Source organism: Massilia sp. 01N410, assembly GCF_056399665.1.
In genome coordinates this window covers 158910-180004 of the sequence record NZ_JBFTRV010000005.1, presented here as the reverse complement: position 1 = coordinate 180004, position 21095 = coordinate 158910, and the positions used below count along the sequence as shown (strand labels likewise).

20 protein-coding genes are annotated in these 21095 nt (G+C 64.3%); 7 read left to right on the top strand and 13 right to left on the bottom strand.

Annotated elements, in window-relative coordinates; genetic code table 11:
* The first annotated feature begins 31 nt into the window (after positions 1 to 31).
* Positions 32 to 517 carry a YcxB family protein gene (locus tag AC1DOP_RS08990; RefSeq protein WP_441934695.1) on the top strand — a complete coding sequence of 162 codons (486 nt, stop codon included), beginning with the start codon at positions 32 to 34 and terminating at the stop codon, positions 515 to 517.
* Between the two features lie 19 nt (positions 518 to 536).
* Here AC1DOP_RS08990 and AC1DOP_RS08985 read toward each other — a convergent pair whose 3' ends face one another.
* The 7 genes from AC1DOP_RS08985 to AC1DOP_RS08955 all read right to left on the bottom strand — a co-directional run bounded on the left by AC1DOP_RS08985 (position 537) and on the right by AC1DOP_RS08955 (position 8632).
* Positions 537 to 1445: a M48 family metallopeptidase gene (locus AC1DOP_RS08985; RefSeq protein WP_441934696.1), complete on the bottom strand. Its 909-nt coding sequence runs from the start codon at positions 1443 to 1445 to the stop codon at positions 537 to 539.
* A gap of 65 nt (positions 1446 to 1510) precedes the next feature.
* The gene (locus AC1DOP_RS08980; RefSeq protein WP_441934697.1) at positions 1511 to 2242 is read right to left on the bottom strand and encodes a lysophospholipid acyltransferase family protein; all 732 of its coding nucleotides are present in this window, start codon (positions 2240 to 2242) and stop codon (positions 1511 to 1513) included.
* A gap of 54 nt (positions 2243 to 2296) precedes the next feature.
* The gene (gmhB, locus tag AC1DOP_RS08975; protein WP_441934698.1) at positions 2297 to 2857 is read right to left on the bottom strand and encodes a D-glycero-beta-D-manno-heptose 1,7-bisphosphate 7-phosphatase; all 561 of its coding nucleotides are present in this window, start codon (positions 2855 to 2857) and stop codon (positions 2297 to 2299) included.
* Positions 2858 to 2869: 12 nt separating this feature from the next.
* Entirely contained in the window at positions 2870 to 4981 is a 2112-nt protein-coding gene (glyS, locus tag AC1DOP_RS08970; protein ID WP_477250806.1) for a glycine--tRNA ligase subunit beta, read from the bottom strand.
* Positions 4982 to 5005: 24 nt separating this feature from the next.
* Positions 5006 to 5968 (bottom strand): glycine--tRNA ligase subunit alpha, encoded by a 963-nt coding sequence (gene glyQ / locus AC1DOP_RS08965; protein ID WP_441934700.1) that lies wholly within the window; start codon positions 5966 to 5968, stop codon positions 5006 to 5008.
* Positions 5969 to 6082: 114 nt separating this feature from the next.
* A complete protein-coding gene (gene lnt / locus AC1DOP_RS08960; RefSeq protein WP_477250805.1) occupies positions 6083 to 7666 on the bottom strand; it encodes an apolipoprotein N-acyltransferase in 1584 nt (527 codons plus the stop codon).
* An 81-nt stretch (positions 7667 to 7747) separates the two neighbouring features.
* Complete coding sequence (locus tag AC1DOP_RS08955) at positions 7748 to 8632, bottom strand: HlyC/CorC family transporter (RefSeq protein ID WP_441934702.1); 885 nt, start codon at positions 8630 to 8632, stop codon at positions 7748 to 7750.
* Positions 8633 to 8786: 154 nt separating this feature from the next.
* Between AC1DOP_RS08955 and AC1DOP_RS08950 the strand changes: the two genes are divergently transcribed.
* Positions 8787 to 9290, top strand: a complete 504-nt coding sequence (locus tag AC1DOP_RS08950; RefSeq protein ID WP_441934703.1) for a (2Fe-2S)-binding protein — start codon at positions 8787 to 8789, stop codon at positions 9288 to 9290.
* 14 nt (positions 9291 to 9304) lie between these two features.
* On the top strand, positions 9305 to 11548 hold the full coding sequence (locus AC1DOP_RS08945; protein ID WP_441934704.1) for a xanthine dehydrogenase family protein molybdopterin-binding subunit: 2244 nt from the start codon (positions 9305 to 9307) through the stop codon (positions 11546 to 11548).
* A gap of 109 nt (positions 11549 to 11657) precedes the next feature.
* On the opposite strand, the gene ybeY is transcribed toward AC1DOP_RS08945, so the two are convergent.
* From ybeY to miaB, 3 genes are read right to left on the bottom strand one after another with little or no spacing between them, the layout of a single operon-like run.
* A complete protein-coding gene (gene ybeY / locus AC1DOP_RS08940; RefSeq protein ID WP_477250804.1) occupies positions 11658 to 12128 on the bottom strand; it encodes an rRNA maturation RNase YbeY in 471 nt (156 codons plus the stop codon).
* Positions 12109 to 13212, bottom strand: coding sequence for a PhoH family protein (locus AC1DOP_RS08935; RefSeq protein ID WP_441934706.1), 1104 nt, complete (start codon positions 13210 to 13212; stop codon positions 12109 to 12111). The genes ybeY and AC1DOP_RS08935 overlap by 20 nt, the downstream gene beginning before the upstream one ends.
* Positions 13209 to 14582, bottom strand: coding sequence for a tRNA (N6-isopentenyl adenosine(37)-C2)-methylthiotransferase MiaB (gene miaB / locus AC1DOP_RS08930; protein ID WP_477250803.1), 1374 nt, complete (start codon positions 14580 to 14582; stop codon positions 13209 to 13211). Before miaB ends, AC1DOP_RS08935 begins: the two co-directional genes overlap by 4 nt.
* Positions 14583 to 15149: 567 nt before the next feature.
* Between miaB and AC1DOP_RS08925 the strand changes: the two genes are divergently transcribed.
* On the top strand, positions 15150 to 15545 hold the full coding sequence (locus AC1DOP_RS08925) for a hypothetical protein (RefSeq protein WP_441934708.1): 396 nt from the start codon (positions 15150 to 15152) through the stop codon (positions 15543 to 15545).
* Positions 15546 to 15670: 125 nt separating this feature from the next.
* On the opposite strand, the gene AC1DOP_RS08920 is transcribed toward AC1DOP_RS08925, so the two are convergent.
* Positions 15671 to 16513 carry an HDOD domain-containing protein gene (locus AC1DOP_RS08920; RefSeq protein WP_441934709.1) on the bottom strand — a complete coding sequence of 281 codons (843 nt, stop codon included), beginning with the start codon at positions 16511 to 16513 and terminating at the stop codon, positions 15671 to 15673.
* Complete coding sequence (locus AC1DOP_RS08915) at positions 16510 to 16842, bottom strand: hypothetical protein (RefSeq protein ID WP_441934710.1); 333 nt, start codon at positions 16840 to 16842, stop codon at positions 16510 to 16512. Before AC1DOP_RS08915 ends, AC1DOP_RS08920 begins: the two co-directional genes overlap by 4 nt.
* Positions 16843 to 16967: 125 nt before the next feature.
* On the opposite strand from AC1DOP_RS08915, the gene gstA reads away from it, so the two are divergent.
* Both gstA and AC1DOP_RS08905 read left to right on the top strand, forming a co-directional pair.
* The gene (gstA, locus tag AC1DOP_RS08910) at positions 16968 to 17576 is read left to right on the top strand and encodes a glutathione transferase GstA (RefSeq protein ID WP_441934711.1); all 609 of its coding nucleotides are present in this window, start codon (positions 16968 to 16970) and stop codon (positions 17574 to 17576) included.
* Positions 17577 to 17633: 57 nt separating this feature from the next.
* Positions 17634 to 18194: a DUF1697 domain-containing protein gene (locus AC1DOP_RS08905; protein WP_441934712.1), complete on the top strand. Its 561-nt coding sequence runs from the start codon at positions 17634 to 17636 to the stop codon at positions 18192 to 18194.
* Positions 18195 to 18307: 113 nt separating this feature from the next.
* Here the strand turns inward: AC1DOP_RS08905 and AC1DOP_RS08900 are convergent, their stop codons facing one another.
* On the bottom strand, positions 18308 to 18583 hold the full coding sequence (locus tag AC1DOP_RS08900) for a hypothetical protein (protein WP_441934713.1): 276 nt from the start codon (positions 18581 to 18583) through the stop codon (positions 18308 to 18310).
* Positions 18584 to 19100: 517 nt separating this feature from the next.
* Here AC1DOP_RS08900 and AC1DOP_RS08895 point away from each other — a divergent pair.
* The gene (locus AC1DOP_RS08895) at positions 19101 to 21068 is read left to right on the top strand and encodes an AAA family ATPase (protein WP_477250802.1); all 1968 of its coding nucleotides are present in this window, start codon (positions 19101 to 19103) and stop codon (positions 21066 to 21068) included.
* Positions 21069 to 21095 lie beyond the last annotated feature (27 nt).

The window sequence follows — 21095 nt, the reverse complement described above, 5'->3', positions numbered from 1 at the left end:
TGGCGGCGCCGCGCTCATGGACGCGCCTGAAATGAGGGATCTTGGAGCCGACGCAATGCCGCCGGCGCCGATTCCGGTAGTGCATCCACCCGCAGCGCGTTACAGCCTGCATTTCTGGGTCCGCTACTCGCTGATGGAGTATGTACGCTTCATGTGGGAACACGGCGGCTACCTGATCCGCCGCCGCCGCATCCGCCGGCCGATGGGCCTCTACCTGCGCATCAAGAGCACGCTGGCGGCCGCCACCCACTTCGTGCTGCTGCGCCGCGGCCGCCGCACCTACGAGTTCACCATCGACCAGCACGGCATCGTGCGCACCAGCGATACCGGTGTGACGCTGATCGGCTGGGACGACGTGGCGCGTATCCGTACTTACACGAACGGCTTCATGATGGTGCTCAAGCGCGGCACGCTGCCGATTCCCTTCCGCTGCCTGAGCTCGAAAGAGGTCGATGCGATGAAGGGAATCGCCGCGGCGCGCGCGGCGGGTGAGTTGCAGTTGCGCGGGTCGGTGTAAGTCGGGCATACAGCCCGGCTCACTCCGGGAACAGCACCGGCATCTCGATCGACCGCTTCCTGAGGCCCGCCTTGGCGCCCTCGTAATCCGGGAAGACGTCGCCCACCACGGCCCAGAATGCCGGGCTGTGGTTCATCTCGCGCAGGTGGGCCAGTTCGTGCACCACCACGTAATCCAGCAGCGCCAGCGGATAGTGGATCAGCTTCCAGTTCAGGCGGATGTTGCCGGCCACCGTGCACGAGCCCCAGCGCGTGCCGGCCGAGGACAGCGCGAACGCGCTATACCTCACGCCGACGCGCGGCGCATACAGGTCCAGGCGTTCGCGGAACAGCTTCCTGGCTTCGTCCTGGAACCACAGCTTGACCCGTTCGCGGATCTGCCATTCCTCCAGTCCCGGCGTCACACCGAGGCGCAGCTCGCGCAAATCCGCATCGAACACGCAGTGGCTGCGTGCGGCCGGCTCCAGGCGCAGCACGACATCAAAGCCCAGGTAGGGAAGGCAGGCGCCGTCGACCCATTCGACCGGCGGCTGCTTCCCGCGCATGCTGCGCCGTTCGCTGCGTTCGAACAGCTTGGTGAGGATCCAGTTCTGCTTGGCGCGGATGGCGCGTTCGACGTCGTCCATCGGTGCACGCCGCGGCGAGGTCACGTGCAGGCCGTCGTCGCTGATCATGAAGCCGTGGGAGCGCCGCGCCGAGCGGCGCAGCACGTAGTGGACGGTGTGGGAGCCGAGCTGGATCTTGCGCAGCGGTCCGTCGTTCGGACCAACCGGCGGAATCGGCAGGGTGCGGGTCGGCGCGGGCGGCGCCTTGAACAGCGGGACCGGCGGCTTGGGCGCCGCCGGTGGCGATGCGACGGGTTTGAGCGCCGCAAAAAATTCTTGCGCAAACAGCTCGAGCTGTGTCGCGTCGATCTTCGGGGAGGTCATGGAGGGCTGCAGCGTTGGTACTCTGGATGGTGCTGTGGTCTGCTCGCCCAGTTCGTCCAGGTACCTCAGTAGGCGTGGGGCGAAATGACGCGCATTTCCGATTCTATCCAATTTTCGACCTCTTGCATCAGACTGTCGGGAGTGTGGTTTTCCGGCGATATCGGCTTGCCAATCGAGACCGTGATCAGGCCCGGACGCTTGATGAACGAGTTCTTGGGCCAGCATTCGCCCGAATTGTGCGCGATCGGCACGACCACGGCGCCGGTGGCGATCGCCAGGCGCGTGCCGCCGCTCTTGTACTGGCCTTTCTGGCCGACCGGGATGCGGGTCCCTTCCGGGAACATGATGATCCACTGGCCGTCGGCCAGGCGGCGCTTGCCGTGCCGGATCACGTCGGCGAAGGCGCGCTTGCCGCGCTTGCGGTCGATCGGGATCATGCGCAGCAGCGCCATGGCCCAGCCGAAAAAGGGGATGTACAGGATTTCCTTCTTGAAGACGAACACCAGCGGGTGCGTCATGTTCGGCAGCAGGAAGATGGTCTCCCACGCCGACTGGTGCTTCGACAGCAGGATCGCCGGGCCTTGCGGCAGGTTGTCGTAGCCCTTGAATTCATAGCGGATGCCGCACAGGACCTTGGCGAGCCAGATGACGAAGACGTTCCAGCGCGAGGTCACCCAGAAGCGCGTGTTGTACTTGAAGGGCGCGGCGAGGAAGCAGACGCAGGCCCAGACCACGGTGGCGACGATCATGACAATCGTGAACAACAGGGAGCGCAGGAACAGGATGGCAGTACGCAAGGAACAGTCTCCGGATGGATCGGCAATGGTTGTTGCTCAGCTCAGCTTAGCAGATCAGGCGGCTGCTGGGCTAGAGGCAGGTTGCTTGAGGAAGGCGGTGACCATCGCCGCCAGGTCCGGGAAGACCTGGGTGCCGGGCGGCAGGCCGCCGGTGGCATAGGTCTTCTCGCCCTTGCCGGTCAGGACCAGGTAGGGAGAGCAGCCGCTGATGAAGCCGGCCTGCAGGTCGCGCAGCGAGTCGCCGACGGTCGGCACGCCCTTCAGGCTGAGCTTGAAGCGCTTGCTGATCTCCTCGAACATGCCGGCCTTCGGCTTGCGGCAGTCGCAATTGTCGATCGCCGCATGCGGGCAGAAGAAGATGGCGTCGATGTCGGCGCCGACCAGCTGGGCCGCCGCGTGCATCTTCTGGTGGATGGCGTTCAAGGCGGTGATGTCGAACAGTTCGCGCGCGATGCCGGACTGGTTCGAGGCCACCACCACGCGGTAGCCGGCCTGGTTCAGGCGTGCGATCGCCTCGAGCGATCCCGGGATCGGGATCCACTCGGCCGGCGACTTGATGAACTCGGGGGAGTCGTGGTTGATGACTCCGTCCCGGTCGAGAATGATCAGCTTCATGGTGCGTCTTGCCTATGCCGCCAGTTTGGAGATGTCGGCCACGCGGTTCATCATGCCGTGCAGGATCGCCAGCAGGGCCAGGCGGTTGTTGCGCAGCTTGACGTCTTCGGCCATCACCATCACGTCGTTGAAGAAGGCGTCGACGTCGTCGCGCAGCTGGGCCAGGGTCTTGAGCGTGCCGCTGAAGTCGCCGCGCGCGAAGGCGGCATCGACTTCCGGCTGCACGCGCTGCACGCTGGCGTACAGCTGCTTCTCGGCCTCGTCCTGCAGCAGGGCGGGGTCGACCGAACCCGCTTGCGCCAGCGCTTCCTCGTTCTTCTTTAGGATGTTGGTGATGCGCTTGTTGGCGGCCGCCAGCGAAGCGCTTTCCGGCAGCGCGGCGAAGGCCTGCACGGCTTCCAGGCGCTGCACCACGTCGTCGACGCGGTCCGGGTTCTGGGCCAGCACCGCTTCCACCTCGTTCGGCGAGAAGCCGCGGTCGCGCAGCATGCCGCGCAGGCGGTCCAGCATGAAGGCACCGACTTCCACGCTCGGGTCCTTGAAGGACGCCATGTAGTCGAACACGCCGGTGGCGTCCTTCAGCAGCTCGGAGATACCCAGCGGCAGGCGCTTCTCCACCAGCATGCGCATCACGCCCAGGGCGTGGCGGCGCAGCGCGAAGGGATCCTTCTCGCCGGTCGGCTGCAGGCCGATCGACCAGATGCCGACCAGGGTTTCCAGCTTGTCCGCCAGCGCCACGGCCAGGCCGGTATTCGTCGACGGCAGGGCGTCGCCCGAGAAGCGCGGCTGGTAGTGTTCGGAGGCGGCCAGCGCCACTTCCTCGTTCTCGCCGTCGTTGCGGGCGTAATAGGTACCCATGATGCCCTGCAGTTCCGGGAACTCGCCGACCATGTCGGTCAGCAGGTCGGCCTTGGCCAGCTGGGCGCCGCGCTCGGACAGCAGCACGTCGTAGCCCAGGCGGCGCGCGATGGCGCCGGCCAGGCGGGTGACGCGCTGGGTACGTTCGGCCTGGGTGCCAAGCTTGTTGTGGTAGACCACGTTGGCCAGCAGCGGCAGGCGCGATTCCAGCGACTTCTTCTTGTCCTGCTCGAAGAAGAACTTGGCGTCCGACAGGCGCGGGCGCACCACGCGCTCGTTGCCGCCGACGATGGCGCTCGGGTCATCGGTCTCGATATTGGACACGATCAGGAAGCGCGAGCGCAGCTTGCCGGCGCTGTCCGTCAGCGCGAAGTACTTCTGGTTGGTCTGCATGGTCAGGATCAGGCATTCCTGCGGCACCGACAGGAACACGTCCTCGAAGCGGCATTCGTAGACCACCGGCCATTCGACCAGGGCCGCCACTTCGTCCAGCAGCGATTCCGGCATCAGCACCTGGTCGCCGCCGGCCTTGGCCAGCAGCTGGGTGCGGATGGTGTCCTTGCGGTCTTCCGGGCTGGCGACCACCTTGCCCTGGTCCTTCAGCACGGCGGCGTACTGGTCGGCGTGTGCGATGTCGAAGGGCTGGCCGTCCGACAGGAAGCGGTGGCCGAGGGTGGCGCGGCCGCTGGCCAGGCCGAGCAGCGACAGCGGCACCACGGCCTCGCCGTGCAGGGCCAGCAGGGAGTGGACCGGGCGCACGAACTGCACGGTATCGCCGCTTGGCCGCTGGTAGCTCATCACCTTCGGGATCGGCAGCTTGGCGACGGTTTCCTCCAGCACCGGCTGCACGCCGTCGGCCAGCTTGCTGCCCGGGGCGGTATGGCTGTAGAAGAAGCTCTCGGCCTTGCCGTCCTGGGCGCGTTCCAGGTCTTCGATCTTCAGGTCGGGGAAGCCCAGCGCGGCCAGCTTCTTGGCCAGCGGCGCGGTCGGCTTGCCGTCCTTGTCCAGGGCCACCGCAACCGGCAGCACTTTTTCGCGGATCGCCTTGTCCGGCGAGGTCGGGCGCACGTTCGTGATCGACACGGCCAGGCGGCGCGGGGTGGCATAGGCGGTGACGACGCTTCCGGCGTCGAGGAAGTCGCGGGCCTTCAGGCCATTGGCGATGCCGTTCGCAAAAGCGGCGCCCAGTTTGACGAGGGCCTTCGGCGGCAGCTCTTCGGTCTGCAGCTCAATCAGCAAGGTCTGAGCGAGTAGGGTCTGGTTCATGGTCTTCTATTCTTTGTTCTGGGCTTAGCCGACTTTGACGTCTTCGGCATTCACATCTTTTCCAGTTCGCGCCTCGGCGGCCCCCAGCATCGGGAAACCGAGCTTCTCGCGCGAGTCGTGATAGGCCTGGGCGACCATGCGCGACAGCGTGCGCACGCGGCCGATGTAGGCGGCGCGTTCGGTGACGGAAATCGCACCGCGCGCGTCCAGCAGGTTGAAGCTGTGCGACGCCTTCATGATCTGCTCGTAGGCCGGCAGGGTCAGCTCCAGTTCGATCAGGCGCTTGGCCTCGCTCTCGTGGTTATTGAAGGCCTGGAACAGCAGTTCGGTATTCGAGTGCTCGAAGTTGTAGGTCGACTGTTCGACTTCGTTCTGGTGGAAGACGTCGCCGTAGGACAGGCGCTTGGTGACCGGTTCGCCGGCCGCCCCGTTTTCTTCCCACTCGGTCCAGACCAGGTCGTACACGTTCTCGACGCCCTGCAGGTACATCGCCAGGCGTTCGATGCCGTAGGTGATCTCGCCCAGCACCGGCTTGCAATCGAGGCCGCCGACCTGCTGGAAGTAGGTGAACTGGGTCACCTCCATGCCGTTCAGCCAGACTTCCCAGCCCAGGCCCCAGGCGCCCAGGGTCGGGCTTTCCCAGTCGTCCTCGACGAAGCGGACGTCGTTCTTCTTGAGGTCCAGGCCCAGCGCGGCCAGCGAGCCGAGGTAGAGGTCGAGGATGTTTTCGGGCGCAGGCTTGAGCACCACCTGGTACTGGTAATAGTGCTGCAGGCGGTTCGGGTTCTCGCCGTAGCGGCCATCCTTCGGGCGGCGCGAAGGCTGCACGTAGGCGGCGCGCCAGGGCTCGGGGCCGATCGCGCGCAGGAAGGTGCCGGTATGGAAGGTGCCCGCGCCGACTTCCATGTCGTACGGCTGGAGCAGGGCGCAACCTTGCTTGTCCCAGTAGGTTTGCAAGGTCAAAATGATTTGTTGGAATGTAAGCATTTTTGGGCGTGGAGCTAAATATCGGCGTCGGGCACGCTGGCCGCGACCGCGGTGAGTTTGCTAAAAGGCCAATTTTAGCGGGTTTTCACGGCTGACTCGAAACGAATCGCGAAATCAGCCGGCGGTTTGGGCACTTTTCTTCGGCATCCGGCGCGAACGTCCGGTCAGCCAGGCGCCCAGCAGCATCAGGGCGCCGAGCGCCAGGAAGGCCAGATTGCCGAAGCGGATATACGGCGTGCTGCCGGCCATGCCCTGCACCCTGGCCGTCAGGACGTCCTGGCGGTAGTAGGGAATCACCTGCTGGACATTGCCGCGGCCGTCGATGATGGCGGTGGCGCCGTTGTTCGTCGCGCGCAGCATCGGTCGCCCGGTCTCGAGCGAGCGCATGCGCGAGATCTGCAGGTGCTGCGGGATCGCCACCGACTCGCCATACCAGGCCAGGTTCGACACGTTCAGCAGCAGCGTGGCCGGACGGGGGGCGTCGCGCAGCTGCCTGGCGATCTCTTCGCCGAACACGTCTTCGTAGCAGACGTTGGGCAGCACCAGCTGGTCCTTCACGGCAAACGGCGCCTGCACCGCCTGGCCGCGGGTGAAGTCGCCCAGCGGGATGTTCATCAGGTTCGTGAACCAGCGGAAGCCGGCCGGGATGAATTCGCCGAAAGGCACCAGGTGGTGCTTGTCGTAGCGGTAGGTCTGGCCCTGCGGACCGATGCCGGCCACGCTGTTGGCATAGGCGTCGGGACCGTCGGCCAGCGGGATGCCGAACATGAGGAAGCTGCCGCTGCGCTTCGCATAGTCGCCAAAGCCGGCCAGATAGTCCGGCGGCAGCTGTTGCGGGAACACGGGAATGGCGGTCTCCGGCGCGGCGATCAGGTCGGCCGGCGCGGCCGTGATCATGTCGCGGTAGCGCGTCAGGATCTGGTTCAGGTAGGCGGAGGCGAATTTCTCGTCCTGGCGGATGTCCCCCTGCAGCAGGCGCACGCTGATCGGCTGGCCGGCCGGATGGGTCCACTCCACGTGGCCGAGGCCCCAGCCGGCAAGCAGCACGCCGGCCGCCAGGCCGAGCGCCGGCAGGCGTCGGCGCTGGGTCAGCATCACCAGGCAGGAGGCGCACAGGGCCACCAGCACGCCGATGCCGTAGACGCCGAGGATGGGCGCGAAACCGGCGAGGGGCGCGGTGTTGTGCGCATAGCCGGAAGCGGCCCAGGGAAAGCCGGTGAAGACCCAGCCGCGCATCCATTCCGACACGCCCCACAGCACCGGGAATACCAGCAGCAAAAAGGCCGGCACCGGCAGCGACCAGCGCTTGCGCAACCAGCTCGAGGCGCCTGCCGCGAACGCTGCGAACAGGCCCATGTAGAGACCGAGCAGGGCGATGGCGGCGGCCGACAGCGGCGCGGCCAGGCCGCCGAAACGGTTCAGGGCGATATACAGCCAGTGCATGCCGCCAATCGACCAGCCGAAGCCGAAAGCCCAGCCGAGCCACAGCGCACGGCGGGTCGAGCTGCCCATGCCGACCTGGTAGAAGAAGTAGGCCAGGCAGAGGAACTGCAGCGGCCACCAGCCGAAGGGTTCGAAGGAGAACAGGCTCGCCGCGCCGGCGATGGCGGCAAGGGCGAGGCCGATGGGGGAGGGGCGGGTGCCGCGCAGCGCCGGGTCGGGCGCGGTGGCGGTCTGGGTACGGCGGCGCAGGATCAAGCGTGGGTCCAATTCATTAGCTAATTTGTCGTTCCCGGCATTGCCGGAAACGACTCCCCGCCTGCGCGAGGACGACGACATTCAGTCGTGATCGGCGTCACCGTCGCGCGAAGGCAGCTTTTCGACCAGCAGTACATGGATCTGGCGCGCGTCGGCGCGCAGCACCTCGAAGCGCAGGTTGTCCAGGTCGAAGACCTCGCCCTTGTGCGGCATGCGGCCCAGGTGGCTGGCAACCAGGCCGCCGATGGTGTCGACGTCGTCCTCGGGCAGGTCGACCCCGATCTCTTCGTTGAACTGGTCGATCTCGGTGAGGGCCTTGACGCGCCAGCGCGGGCCGAACTGGCCTTCCTTGATCGACAGGACGTTGTCCTCTTCCTCGTCGAAGTCGTACTCGTCCTCGATGTCGCCGACGATCTGCTCCAGCACGTCCTCGATGGTGATCAGGCCGGCCACGCCGCTGTACTCGTCGACCACGATGGCCATGTGGTTGTGGTTCGCGCGGAAGTCGCGCAGCAGCACGTTCAGGCGCTTCGATTCGGGGATGAAGATGGCCGGGCGCAGCATGTCGCGCACGTCGAAGGATTCCTCGGCGTAGTAGCGCAGCAGGTCCTTGGCCAGCAGGATCCCGACCACCTTGTCGCGCTCGCCCTCGATGGCGGGGAAGCGCGAGTGCGCCGTCTCGAGCACGATCGGCAGCCATTCCTCGATCGGCTTGGTGATGTCGATGACGTCCATCTGCGAACGCGGGACCATGATGTCGCGCACCGACAGGTCGGATACCTGGAACACGCCCTCGATCATGGAGAGGGCATCGGCGTCGATGAGGTTGCGTTCGTGGGCGTCGTGCAGCACTTCGAGCAGCTCGGCGCGATTTTCGGGCTCGGGGGAGATCAGGGCGGTCAGCCGTTCGAACAGCGACCGGTGGGTTTTGACGTCGTTACGGACGTCAGCAGGGTGCTCGGGCATAGTTGGCGTGAAGCCGTTGTTGCGATGGGCATTAGGATACACCAAAAGCGCGGATGCCTGTTTTTTATGCAGCTCACCTAGCCCGGCGAATGTGTGCGCCCTTCTGTCCGCCGCTTGTCTTATAGTTGTTCATTCGCTACCGAAGGAGTTATTCATGCCCGCCCTGGACATCAACGGCACCACCACCAATCTCGACATCCCCGACGACATGCCCCTGCTGTGGGCCATCCGCGACGTGATGGGACTGACCGGCACCAAGTTCGGCTGCGGCGTCGCCCTGTGCGGCGCCTGCACCGTGCACCTGGACGGCCAGCCGATCCGCTCCTGCGTGACGCCCGTCTCGGCGGCGGCCGGCAAGAAGATCACGACCATCGAGGCGATCGGCAACGATCCGGTCGGAGCAAGGGTGCAGGACGCGTGGCGCCAGGTCGACGTGGTGCAGTGCGGCTACTGCCAGTCCGGCCAGATCATGTCGGCCACCGCGCTGCTGCAGGCTACGCCGAAGCCGAGCGACGCCGACATCGACAGCGCCATGGCCGGCAATATCTGCCGCTGCGGCACCTATGGACGGATCCGCAAGGCGATCAAGATCGCGGCCGGCATCCCGTCGCCCGCGGTGGCCCCGGCCGCCCAGCCGCAAGCACCCCGCAAGGCCTGAACCGAGGAGCGCACATGGAAACCAAGGAAAAAGTATCGGGTTCGCGCCGCGGCTTCATGAAAGCCGGCGCGGTGGCGGGCGGCAGCCTGGTGTTCGGCTTCTCGCTGTTCGGCTGTCATCGCACGGGTGACGGCAAGGATGGGCACAACGACCGCAAGGAGAAACCGTCCGAGACCGCGGTTGGCCAGGCCGCCACCGCGGCATCCGAGCCGGCCGGCCTGGCCCACGACGCCTTCATCCGCATCGACCGCGACGGCCTGGTCACCCTCATCATCCACAAGGTCGAGATGGGGCAGGGCACCTTCACCTCGATGCCGATGCTGCTGGCCGAGGAGCTGGGCGCCGACCTGTCGAAGGTGAAGCTGGAGCAGGCGCCGGCCGACAACAGCCTGTATGCCGATCCGATGCTGGGCGGCCAGGTAACCGGCGGTTCGACCTCGGTGCGCGGCGCCTGGAAGCCGCTGCGCGAGGCCGGCGCCAAGGTGCGCACGGTGCTGGTGCAGGCCGCCGCCCAGACCTGGAAGGTGGACGAGAAGGAGCTGAAGGTGGTCGGCGGCACCGTGCGCCACGATGCCTCGAACCGCTCGGGCCATTTCGGCGAATTCGTCGACGCCGCCTCGAAGCTGCAGTTCCCCAAGACCGTGACACTGAAGGACGCGGCCGACTTCACCCTGATCGGCAAGTCGATGAAGCGCCTGGATTCGCCGGTCAAGGTGAACGGCCAGGCCCTGTTCGGCATCGACGCGCGCCTGCCGGACATGGGCATCGCGGCGGTGATGGCCTCGCCGGTCACGGGCGGCAAGGTGGCGGCGGTGGACGAGCAGAAGGCGATGGCGGTCAAGGGCGTGCGCCAGGTGCTGCGCATCGAAGGCGCGGTGGCGGTCGTCGCCGACAATTTCTGGACCGCGAAACAGGGCCTGCTGGCCGCCGCGCCGCGCTTCGACGACGGCCCCAACGCCAAGGTCAGCACGGCCTCGATCGTGGCCGACATGGCCAAGGTCTCGCAGGGCACCGGGGCGATCGCCACCAACAAGGGCGATGCCCTGAAGGTGCTCGGCCAGGACGGCGGGCGCCGCATCGACGCCATCTACGAGATGCCCTTCCTGGCCCACGCGACCATGGAGCCGATGAACTGCACGGTCGACCTGCGCGCGGATGCCTGCGAGCTGTGGGTCGGCACCCAGGTGCCGGCGCTGGCGCAGGGAGCGGCGGCCAAGATCACCGGCCTGCCGCTCGAGAAGGTGAAGGTGCACAACCATTACCTGGGCGGCGGCTTCGGGCGGCGGCTGGAAGTCGACAACGTGATCCAGGCGGTGGCCTTCGCCAAGCTGGCCAAGGGGCCGCTGAAGGTCATCTGGACCCGCGAGGAAGACATCCAGCACGATATGTACCGCCCCTATTATTATGACCGCCTGTCGGCCAAGCTCGACGACAAGGGCATGCCGCTGGCCTGGTTCCACCGCGTGACCGGCTCCTCGATCATGGCGCGCTTCGCGCCGCCGATGGTCAAGAACGGCGTCGACCCGGACGCCGTGGAAGCCGCCGCCGACCTGCAGTACACGATTCCCGACATGCGGGTCGAGTACGTGCGCCACGAGCCGCCCGGCGTGCCGACCGCGTTCTGGCGCGGCGTCGGTCCGACCCACAATGTCTTCGTGGTCGAGAGCTTCATCGACGAGCTGGCGTATGCGAGCAAGACCGACCCGGTTGCGTTCCGGCGCGCGCTGCTGCAAAAGTCGCCGCGTACGCTGGCGGTACTGAACCTGGCGGCCGGGAAGGCGGGCTGGGGCCGGCCTTTGAGGCCGATCGCCGGCCGCAAGGTCGGCCGCGGCGTGTCGGCGCAGTTTGCCTTCGGCAGCTATATGTCGCAGGTGGCGGAAGTCTCGGTCGGCCCGGACGGCGACGTGCGCGTGCACCGCGTGGTGTGCGCGGTCGACTGCGGCCAGAACATCAACCCGGACACCATCATCGCCCAGATGGAAGGCGGCATCGTGTTCGGCGCCAGCGCCGCGCTGTGGGACGAGATCACCCTCGACAAGGGCCGGGTGCAGCAGACCAACTTCGGCGACTACCGCGTGATGCGGATGAACGAGGCGCCGACGGTGGAGGTGTACATCGTCAACAGCCACGACGAGCCGGGCGGGATCGGCGAGCCGGGAACCTCGGGGATTGCGCCGGCGATCGCGAATGCGGTGTTCGCGGCGACCGGCAAGCGGGTGCGGAAGCTGCCGATTGGGGAGCAGCTCAAGAAGGCTTGATAAGGCCTGTGGCCTGAAAACCGTCGTCCCCGCGAAGGCGGGGATCCAAGTTTAGCGGCGGATCGTAGAAACCTGGGTTCCCGCCTGCGCGGGAACGACGGGTTAATGATTAATCCTCCGCGTACGGATCCGGATACGCGAGCGCCTCCATGATGTCGCGCTCCAGCTGCTCCATCTCCTCGGCCTCTTCGTCGTTCTCGTGGTCGAAGCCCTGCGCGTGCAGCACGCCGTGTACCACCAGGTGGGCCACGTGTTCCTCGACCGTTTTCTTCTGCTCCTCGGCCTCGCGCTCCAGCACGTCGGTGCAGAGGACGATGTCGGCCTGGGTAGGCTCGTCGTCGTCGATCTCGGCGCCTTCGTTGTAGGCGAAGGTCAGCACGTTGGTGGCGTAGTCCTTGCCGCGGTAGTCGCGGTTGAGCTGCTGGCCTTCGGCGGCGTCGACGAAGCGGATCGCCAGTTCGGCCGGGCCGAGCAGGGAGGCCTGGACCCAGCGTTCGATCATCGCGGGCGTGATCGAGGCTTCCAGGCGGGTGTCGGCGTACTGGACGTCGAGTTCGAGTTTATGCTTTTTTTCTTGCATTTCGGGTCACGGGTTTGGCCACGCCGGGCAGGGCGCCAAGCTCCTGCATCGACGCGGATTTTTCATAGGCATCGACGATGCGTCCGACCAGCGGATGGCGCACCACGTCGGCACTGGAGAACTGGGTGAAGGCGATGCCGCGCACGTCCTTCAGTACGTGCACCGCGTCGACCAGGCCGCTGCGCTGGGTCTTGTGCAGGTCGACCTGGGTCACGTCGCCGGTGACCACGGCCTTGCTGCCGAAGCCGATCCGGGTCAGGAACATCTTCATCTGCTCAACCGTCGTGTTCTGGGCTTCGTCCAGGATCACGAACGCGTGGTTCAGGGTGCGGCCGCGCATGAAGGCCAGCGGGGCGATCTCGATCACCTGCTTCTCGAACAGCTTCTGGGTGCGGTCGAAACCGAGCAGGTCGTACAGCGCGTCGTACAGCGGACGCAGGTAGGGATCGACCTTCTGGGCGAAGTCGCCCGGCAGGAAGCCGAGGCGCTCGCCGGCTTCGACGGCCGGGCGGGTCAGGATGATGCGCTTGACGGCGTCGCGCTCCAGCGCATCGACGGCGCAGGCGACCGCGAGATAGGTCTTGCCGGTGCCGGCCGGACCGATGCCGAAGCTGATGTCGTGCTCGAGCACCGCCTTCAGGTACTGGATCTGGTGCGGCGTGCGGCCGCGCAGGTCGCTGCGGCGGGTCTTCAGCATCGGGCTGACGAGCTCGCCGGCTTCGTCGCGTTCGAGGTTTTCCGCTTCCGCGCTGACCGTTTCGCCCGGCTCTTTTTTCGCTTCGGACGCGGCGGGGGCATCGGCGGCGGCCGGCTTCAGGCCGGCGCGCTGCTCCACCAGGGCCAGCTGCACCTCTTCGATCGGCACGACCTTGTTGGCCACCGCGTAGAAGCGTTCGAGCAGCTCGACCGCGCGTTCGGCATTGGTGCCGCTGACGATGAACTTCTCGCCGCGGCGGAAGATCGTGACGTCGAGGGCGGCCGAGATCTGGCGCAGGTTTTCGTCGAGCGGGCCGCAGAGGTGGGCGAGCCGCGTGTTATCGAGCGGCTCGGGGAAGAAATACGAAGGCTGGGTAGGCGTTTTCAACTGGCTTTGGCAATCGAGTCAAGGCTGGCGACCAGGTCGCCGCGCAGGGTGTAATCCAGGCTTTCGGTGATGCGCACGTCGACCAGCTGGCCGACCAGCGTTTCACCAGGCTCGCCGGGGGCGAAGTTGACGACGCGGTTGTTCTCGGTGCGGCCGGCCAGTTCTCCCTGGCCCTTCTTGGCCGGACCTTCGACCAGGATGCGCTGCACGGTGCCGACCATGCTCGCGCTGGTCTTGCGGGTGTTCAGGTCGATCCGGGCCTGCAGGCGCTGCAGGCGCGCCAGCTTGACCTCGTGCGGGGTATCGTCTTCGAGGTTGGCGGCCGGGGTGCCGGGGCGCTTGCTGAAGATGAAGCTGAAGCTGTTGTCGAAGCCGACGTCTTCCACCAGCTTCATCATCGCTTCGAAGTCGGCATCGCTCTCGCCGGGGAAGCCGACGATGAAGTCCGAGGAGATCGAGATGTTCGGGCGCACCGCCTTGATGCGGCGGATGATGGATTTGTATTCGAGGCCGGTGTAGCCGCGCTTCATGGCCTGCAGGATGCGGTCGGAACCGTGCTGCACCGGCAGATACAGGTGGTTCACCAGCTGCGGGATCTTGGCATAGGCGTCGATCAGGCGCTGGGTGAATTCCTTCGGGTGGCTGGTGACGAAGCGCAGGCGCTCGACGCCGGGGATCGCCGCCACGTATTCGAGCAACAGGGCAAAATCGGCAAACTGCGCCGCGCCCTCGCCACCCTCCATCAGGCCGCGGTAGGCGTTCACGTTCTGGCCCAGCAGCATGATCTCCTTCACGCCCTGGGCGGCGAGGCCGGCGACTTCGGTCAGCACGTCCTCGAAGCGGCGCGAGACTTCCTCGCCGCGGGTGTAGGGCACCACGCAGTAGCTGCAGTACTTGCTGCAGCCTTCCATGATCGAGACATAGGCGACCGGGCCCTCGACCTTGGCCGGGGGCAGGTGGTCGAACTTTTCGATTTCCGGGAAGCTGATGTCGACCTGGGCCGCGCCGCTGGCGCGCCGCGCCTGGATCATTTGCGGCAGGCGGTGCAGGGTCTGCGGGCCGAACACCACGTCGACGTGGGGCGCGCGCTTGACGATCGCCTCGCCTTCCTGGGAGGCGACGCAGCCGCCGACGCCGATCACGAGGTCCGGCTTGCCACGCTTGAGCTCCTTCAGGCGGCCGAGATCGGAAAAGACCTTTTCCTGTGCCTTTTCGCGGACCGAGCAGGTGTTGAAAAGGATGACGTCGGCATCCTCGGGGCTGTCGGTGCGTACGAGTCCTTCGGACGCGCCGAGCACGTCAGCCATCTTGTCCGAGTCGTACTCGTTCATTTGGCAACCAAAGGTCTTGATGAATACTTTTTTCTGCATGGCTGATGCTTTGACAAGTGAATTCCAGTTTACCGCAAATCGGAAACATGCCCGGAAAAGGGCGTGTGCGCCTGGTTTCGGTACTGCCGGGAACGGTTAATTTCCAAAATAAAATTTTTGATACAGTCAGTTACATTGTTAAATCTTGATTTCTGGTTGCTAACTGTTATGTTTGTGATTGTCGGAACGATTTTTTTATTTCTTCTTGTAAATCAAATAGTTCCTGTGTTCTGGAAATTGCAAAATTAGTTCAAGAAAACTCTTGCGTGCGCCACAATCTGTCACCATGTGCTGAAATGACTGTATGACAAGCTTTCCCGACGATAGCTTGATTTCGGCCAATGATTTCAGTGCTCAGGTCGAGTGTGAACGCGACGTATGAGTTTGATAATTTGTTCGAAATACAAGTGCGTAACGGAAGCGAGTTAGGGAGCGCACGGGGTCCGGTGACGTTGTCGACGCGCAGTCGATTGATCGTTCGGTAACGTGTCCGGGAACTTATGTTGACGAAACGAAGTCTTTAACAAAGTTCGTAAGAGAACTATTTTAACCACTCACGAGGTAATCATGGCACATCACGCTCTGTCTTCACAGGAAAGCTACAACCCGAACCACTTGCTGGACATCCTGCTCGGCAAGATGCAGCTGAAGAACGACGCCGCGCTGTCGCGCATGCTGGAAGTCGCTCCGCCGGTGATCAGCAAGATCCGTCACCATCGCCTGCCGGTCGGCGCGTCGCTGCTGATCCGTATGCACGAAGTGACCGGCATGAGCATCCGCGACCTGCGCGACCTGATGGGCGACCGCCGCACCAAATATCGCCTGTCGGACGCCCAAGGCCGCCCGAAGCCTGAAGAAAAAGCCGCCAAAGAAGCTGCTGCACAGCAAGCTGCTGCACAACAGCAACAAGCCCAGCCGCAAGAGCAGAGCGACGCTTCCAAGTCCGGTAATTATGCGCACTGATGCCGCGGGCATGACGGCCGGTCCCGTCATGACTTCGGCTCGACCCGGCAGCGGGCTCGCGTCCGTCAGGAACGCGTCCGCTGCCGTCACTTACAGGCCGTCCTGAGCCTGGAGGGTGAAAACCCTCACGCCATCAGGATGGCCGACATTTCTTCCAGCTGCTGTTCCGTCTCGCGGAACAGGTCCAGATAAGCGTCTTCGTTCAAGCCCATTGCATCCCAGGCGATGCTGGACAGCGCCGGTACCAGTTCATTCTCCTCGCCCGCCAGGTCGAGCGCATGGACGACCGCGTTGGCGACGTGAACGATGGCGGCAAGAAATCCCGCGCCCGGGGTCTCGGGCGCGTGGTGAAACGCGATCGCCTGGCGCATCGTGTCCGAAAAATTCCAGTGCTCCGCCAGGGCCACGCCGGCGTCCACATGGTCGATGCCCAGTACGGCGCGCTCCGCCTCCAGCCATTCGCCGTCATGCCTGCGGCGCCAGGCCAGTACCTCGCCATAAGCCTGGGGATGGCCGGTCACCAGTACCAGGCGCCCTATGTCGTGCAGCAATCCCGCCGTGAAGGCGACATCCTGGTTGAAGCGCAGGCGCCGCGCCAGCGAACGTGCGCAGACGGCGGTGGCGATCGAATGGCGCCAGAAGGCTTTGTCGTTGAAGCCGGGGCACTTGCCATTCGGGAAGCAGCCGGTGACGGCCGCCGCCGTGATCAGGTTGCGCGTGGTCTGGAAGCCCAGGAAGGTGATCGCCTGCTGGATCGTCGCCACCTTGACTTGCAAGCCATAGGAGGAGGAGTTTGCCAGGCGCAGGGTCTTGGCCGTCAGTGCCTGGTCATAGGACACTTTTTTTGCCAGCACCGAGATATCGATGTTTTCCTGTTCGATGCTGCCCAGCAGTTCCATGACGACCGCGGGCAGGGAGGGCAGATCCTGTACGCTCAGGGCCAATTGTTCCGGAGACAGCATGCTCATTGCCCCACCTCGCGGCCCAGGCGGAAATCCTCGATGTACTGGCGCAGGATGCCGGTTGCCCAGTCGCCATGGTTGCCGCGCTCGTGCTTGCGGAACACCCGGTCCAGCCTTTCCCGGACCAGGGCCGGGTCGACAGGCGCTTCGGCGCGCGCGGCGCCGAGGATGGGCAGCAGTTCGATCCCGTGGCGCGCCAGCGAAGCCAGCATGCCCTCGGTCAGCACCACGCCCTGCGCCAGCAGCACATTCCCATTTCCGTCGCGCAGCACCTCGCCCAGGACCATGCCCGGCGTGGCCTCTGCGAGAGGTGTCAGCTGGTAAGCCCCGTTCATTCTTCCCTCTTGCTTTTTGTTAACGTATTTATATTACCATCCGGCACGGATCAAGGTCCCGTGCCAGCCGGCAAGATACCGCAAACTGTTGTATTCTCGACCGGTTTGTATTTGATAGGACAACCATGAAACTGTATTTCAGCCCCGGCGCCTGTTCGCTCGCTCCCCACATCGCACTGCTCGAGGCAGGCCTGGACTTCACGACCGAGAAAGTCGACATCCGCGCCAGGCAGACCGCCAGCGGCGCCGACTTCCTGGCAATCAATCCGAAGGGCTATGTGCCCGCCCTGGAGCTGAAGGATGGCGCCGTGCTGACCGAAGGCCCGGCCATCGTCCAGTTCATCGCCGACCTGGTCCCGGACCGCCAGCTGGCGCCCGCCAACGGCACCCTGGAGCGCTACCGCCTGGTCGAATGGCTGAACTTCATCTCGACCGAGCTGCACAAGAGCTTCAGCCCGCTGTTCCGCCCGACCTCGACCGAGGACATGAAGGAAGCGGCGCGCACCCACCTCGGCAACCGCTTCGGCTGGCTGGCCAGCCAGCTGGAAGGCCGCGACTACCTGATGGGTTCGCAGTTCACGGTGGCCGACGCCTACCTGTTCACGGTGCTGGGCTGGGCCGGCTTCGTGCACTTCGACCTGTCGCCGTGGCCGGTGTTTGCCGCCTATACGCAGCGCGTGGCCGCGCGTCCGGCGGTGCAGCAGGCGCTGCGCGACGAAGGCCTGCTCAAGTAATCCGATAAGGACCGTGCGCTGCGCCGTCGACGGCGCGGCCACGGTACCATGCGCGCCATGAAAAGCAAACGCTACGTTGCCCTGCTGAGGGGTGTGAATGTCGGACGCGCGAAACGCGTCGCCATGGCCGACCTGCGCAAGCTGGCCGGCGACCTGGGTTACGACGAGGTGCGCAGCGTCCTCAACAGCGGCAACCTGGTCTTCAGCGGCCCGGCCAAGCCGCAGGACCAGGTCGCCAGCGAGATCGAGGAGGCCCTGGTGTTGAAACTGGGCGTGGCCGCCCGCGTGCTGGTGCTCGACGCCGACGAGCTGGCGGCCATCGTCGCCGGCAACCCCTTGCTCGACCAGGCTGGCGACCACTCGCGCCTGCTCGCCTTCGTCCTGTCCAGCCCGCATGCCACACCGCAGGCACGCGAGGCGCTCGAAGCCCTGTGCGGCCGCGACTGGCAACCCGGCGCCGTCGCGCTGGGCGAGCGTGCCGCCTATGTATGGTGCCCGGAAGGCATCCTCGCCAGCGCCGCCGCGGCTGCGCTCGGCAAACAGCTGGGCGATGCGACCACGTCGCGCAACTGGGCGACGCTGCTCAAGCTGCACGCCCTGTGCGCCGGACCCTTGTAATTTCCGATCCCGTCCCCATATGTAAAACATGGGCGCGCACCCGCCCAAACGACAACGGCGCCCCGCAGGCGCCGTTTCTTCTCCCGGCCTTCCGGCCAGGCGTGTTTCTTGACTTATTTCTTGAACTTCTCGCTGCTGTCGCGGCTCGCGCGGTAGCCGATCAGGATCAGTCCCACCAGCATCATCGCAAACACTTCGGGTTCGGGCAGTTCGGACATGGAAGGCGAGGGCGGTGACACCACTTCGGTACGCGCGACCGCCGAGACATCGGCAATGCGATTGGAGCGGATGGCGTGGGAGTCGAGGTCGATGGCGGCCGCCTGGGCGGCGCCGGCGAAGAGCAGGCTGAGGGCTGAACTGATTGCTGCGGCAAGAAAGATTCGTTTCACGGTCATTCCTTCCAAATGTCCACCTCGGAGAGCGCATCCGGGTACCTATTCAGCATAACAAAAACACAGGTGGAAAAGCGCTCGTTACGTCTTGTTACCTGTTACTCAGCAATGACTAAATACGTAAGCTGCAATTACTCTGCAATTAAAAATTAAATATTTTTTAATTATTGAAATAGAATCAGTTATCCATCAATTACTTATTTAACATGCAAATAATCATCGAATCTTTGCGATTTGCTTAGCTAACTTATTGAAATCACAAAGAAAATCGATATCAATTTGATCAGTTGTGTTGTGTCCCAAAGTTTTTTCATCGCACGGTATACACCTGTCTTTTCTTTGGGGGTATAGTCTCCATATCCCCATTGCCTTCGGGCATCAAAACAATAGCAGACGCATACGTTTGCATCCCATAGCGGTCCCATGCACCGCCGCCTTTCGCGTCCACTCGGCACTTCGGAAGGCACGCAATATCAATGTCGTGAAGCACCTTCAGATTAAAGAGTACTGATATATGCCCAATTTTGCTCGACTCCAAATTGCCTTTAAGAATGTTTATGTCCGTATTCTGACTGCCGTGCTGTTGGGTATGCTGGTGGGCTGGTTCGTTTACAAGGCCGACGTTCCGCAGGATCCGTCGCCGGTCGTCCACTCGCAGAATATCTCCGAGATCACCGAACTGGCCGCACAGAAGGACAAGCTCGACTACCTGTTGGTGGCCCGCCCCCTGTCCGACGCACCGCGTTATATCTACAAGTTCAAGGGCGCGCCGCAGCTGCACGTGGTGAAGGTGCCGAGCACCTCCCACCTGTCGCTCGAGCGCGAAGTCCTGCTGAAGAACGCGATCCCGTATTCGATCGCCAAGGACGATTACCTGGCTTCCCACAAAGCCGTGCTGCAGGACGAAAACGAGGGCTTCGTTTCCGACGTCGTCTCCTTCATGAAACGCCATGCGCTCGACCTGACCGTGCTGGTGCTGATCCTGTACGCCCTGAAGTTCGGCATCCCGGGCATGAACGGCGGCGCCCAGATGATCTCGCCGGACAAGCTGAAAGGCTCGATGGACGACCTGATCGGCATGGAAGACATCAAGCAGGAAGTGCTGCACCTGGAAGACATGATCCGCAACCGCGAGTTGTACAAAGAGCACAACATCGACAAGCCCTTCAATGTGATGCTGACCGGTCCTGCCGGTACCGGCAAGACCAAGCTGGTCGGCTACCTGGCCAAGCGCCTGGACATCCCGCTGATCCAGGCCTCGGGTTCGGCGCTGGAATCGGGTTACGTCGGCGGCGGTTCGAAGGCGCTGAACGCCCTCTACCGCAAGGCCTCGAGCAAGGGCCGCTGCATCATCTTCCTGGATGAAGCGCAGAGCCTGTTCATGCCGCGCGGCCGCAGCGAAAAGAAATGGGAAGACGATACCGCCAATACCCTGCTGGGCCTGCTGGACGGCGTCAAGAGCGACAAGGGCCAGGGCGTGATCTGGGTGGTCGCCTCGAACTTCGACGATGCCTCGACCGAGATGGACGAAGCGATGCTGCGCCGCTTCTCGGTGAAGATCAACTTCCGCCTGCCGAACAAGGCCGAGCGCAGGGAACTGCTGCGCAGCTTCCTGTCGCGTAAAAAAGAAGGCCTGGTCGATTACAACGACCTCGATCTCGACCAGGTGGCCGAGATCACCCAGAACCTGAGCCCGGCGCTGCTGGAATCCGTGGTCGAGCGCGCATCGATGCTGTCGATCCAGGAAAAGGTCATCATCAACACCGACCTGCTGTTCCGTGCCTATGAGCGCGCCACCATCGGCCTGACCGACCGCGCCACCACCGCCGAGAAGCACAAGCAGCGCGAGCGCATCGCCGTGCACGAGCTGGGCCACTTCTTCATGCAGATCGACCCCTTCCTGCGCGCCGGCATGAGCCTGGACGAAGTGAAGGAGAAATCGCACCTGCTGAAGATCAGCACCGAAGCCGTGTCGAAGATCGGCGCCCTGGGTTACGTGCTGCAGTCGGGCGACGACATGTCGCTGCGCACCCTGGAAGAGCTGGAGCGCGACGTGATCGGCCTGTACGGCGGCGTGGCGGCGGAAGAGCTGTTCTACGGCGCCCGCGGCATCTCGGTCGGCAGCCAGAACGACATCGAGAAGATCACCAAGATGCTGAACCTGATGGTCGGCCGCCTGTCGATGTACTCGCGCGCCAAGATCGACTACAGCCAGCTTGCCAACGACGCTTCCGGCGAGCATACCCTGCGCCAGGTCGAGGAGAAATCCGATGAGCTGTACAGCTACACGCTGGACGCGATCCGCGACTACGAGAAGGTGATCGCCGCCATCAAGGACACCCTGCTCGAACAGTACGTGCTGTCCAAGGACGCCGTGTTTGCCCTGCTGGAAGAGCACAAGGATGCCCTGATGGCCGGCCTGAAGGCCCAGCGCCACGCCAGCCTGAAGCTGTGCGCGGAAACCGGCGAAGCGGTGGCCTGAGCAAACGATAGCTGATGGACCCCGGGC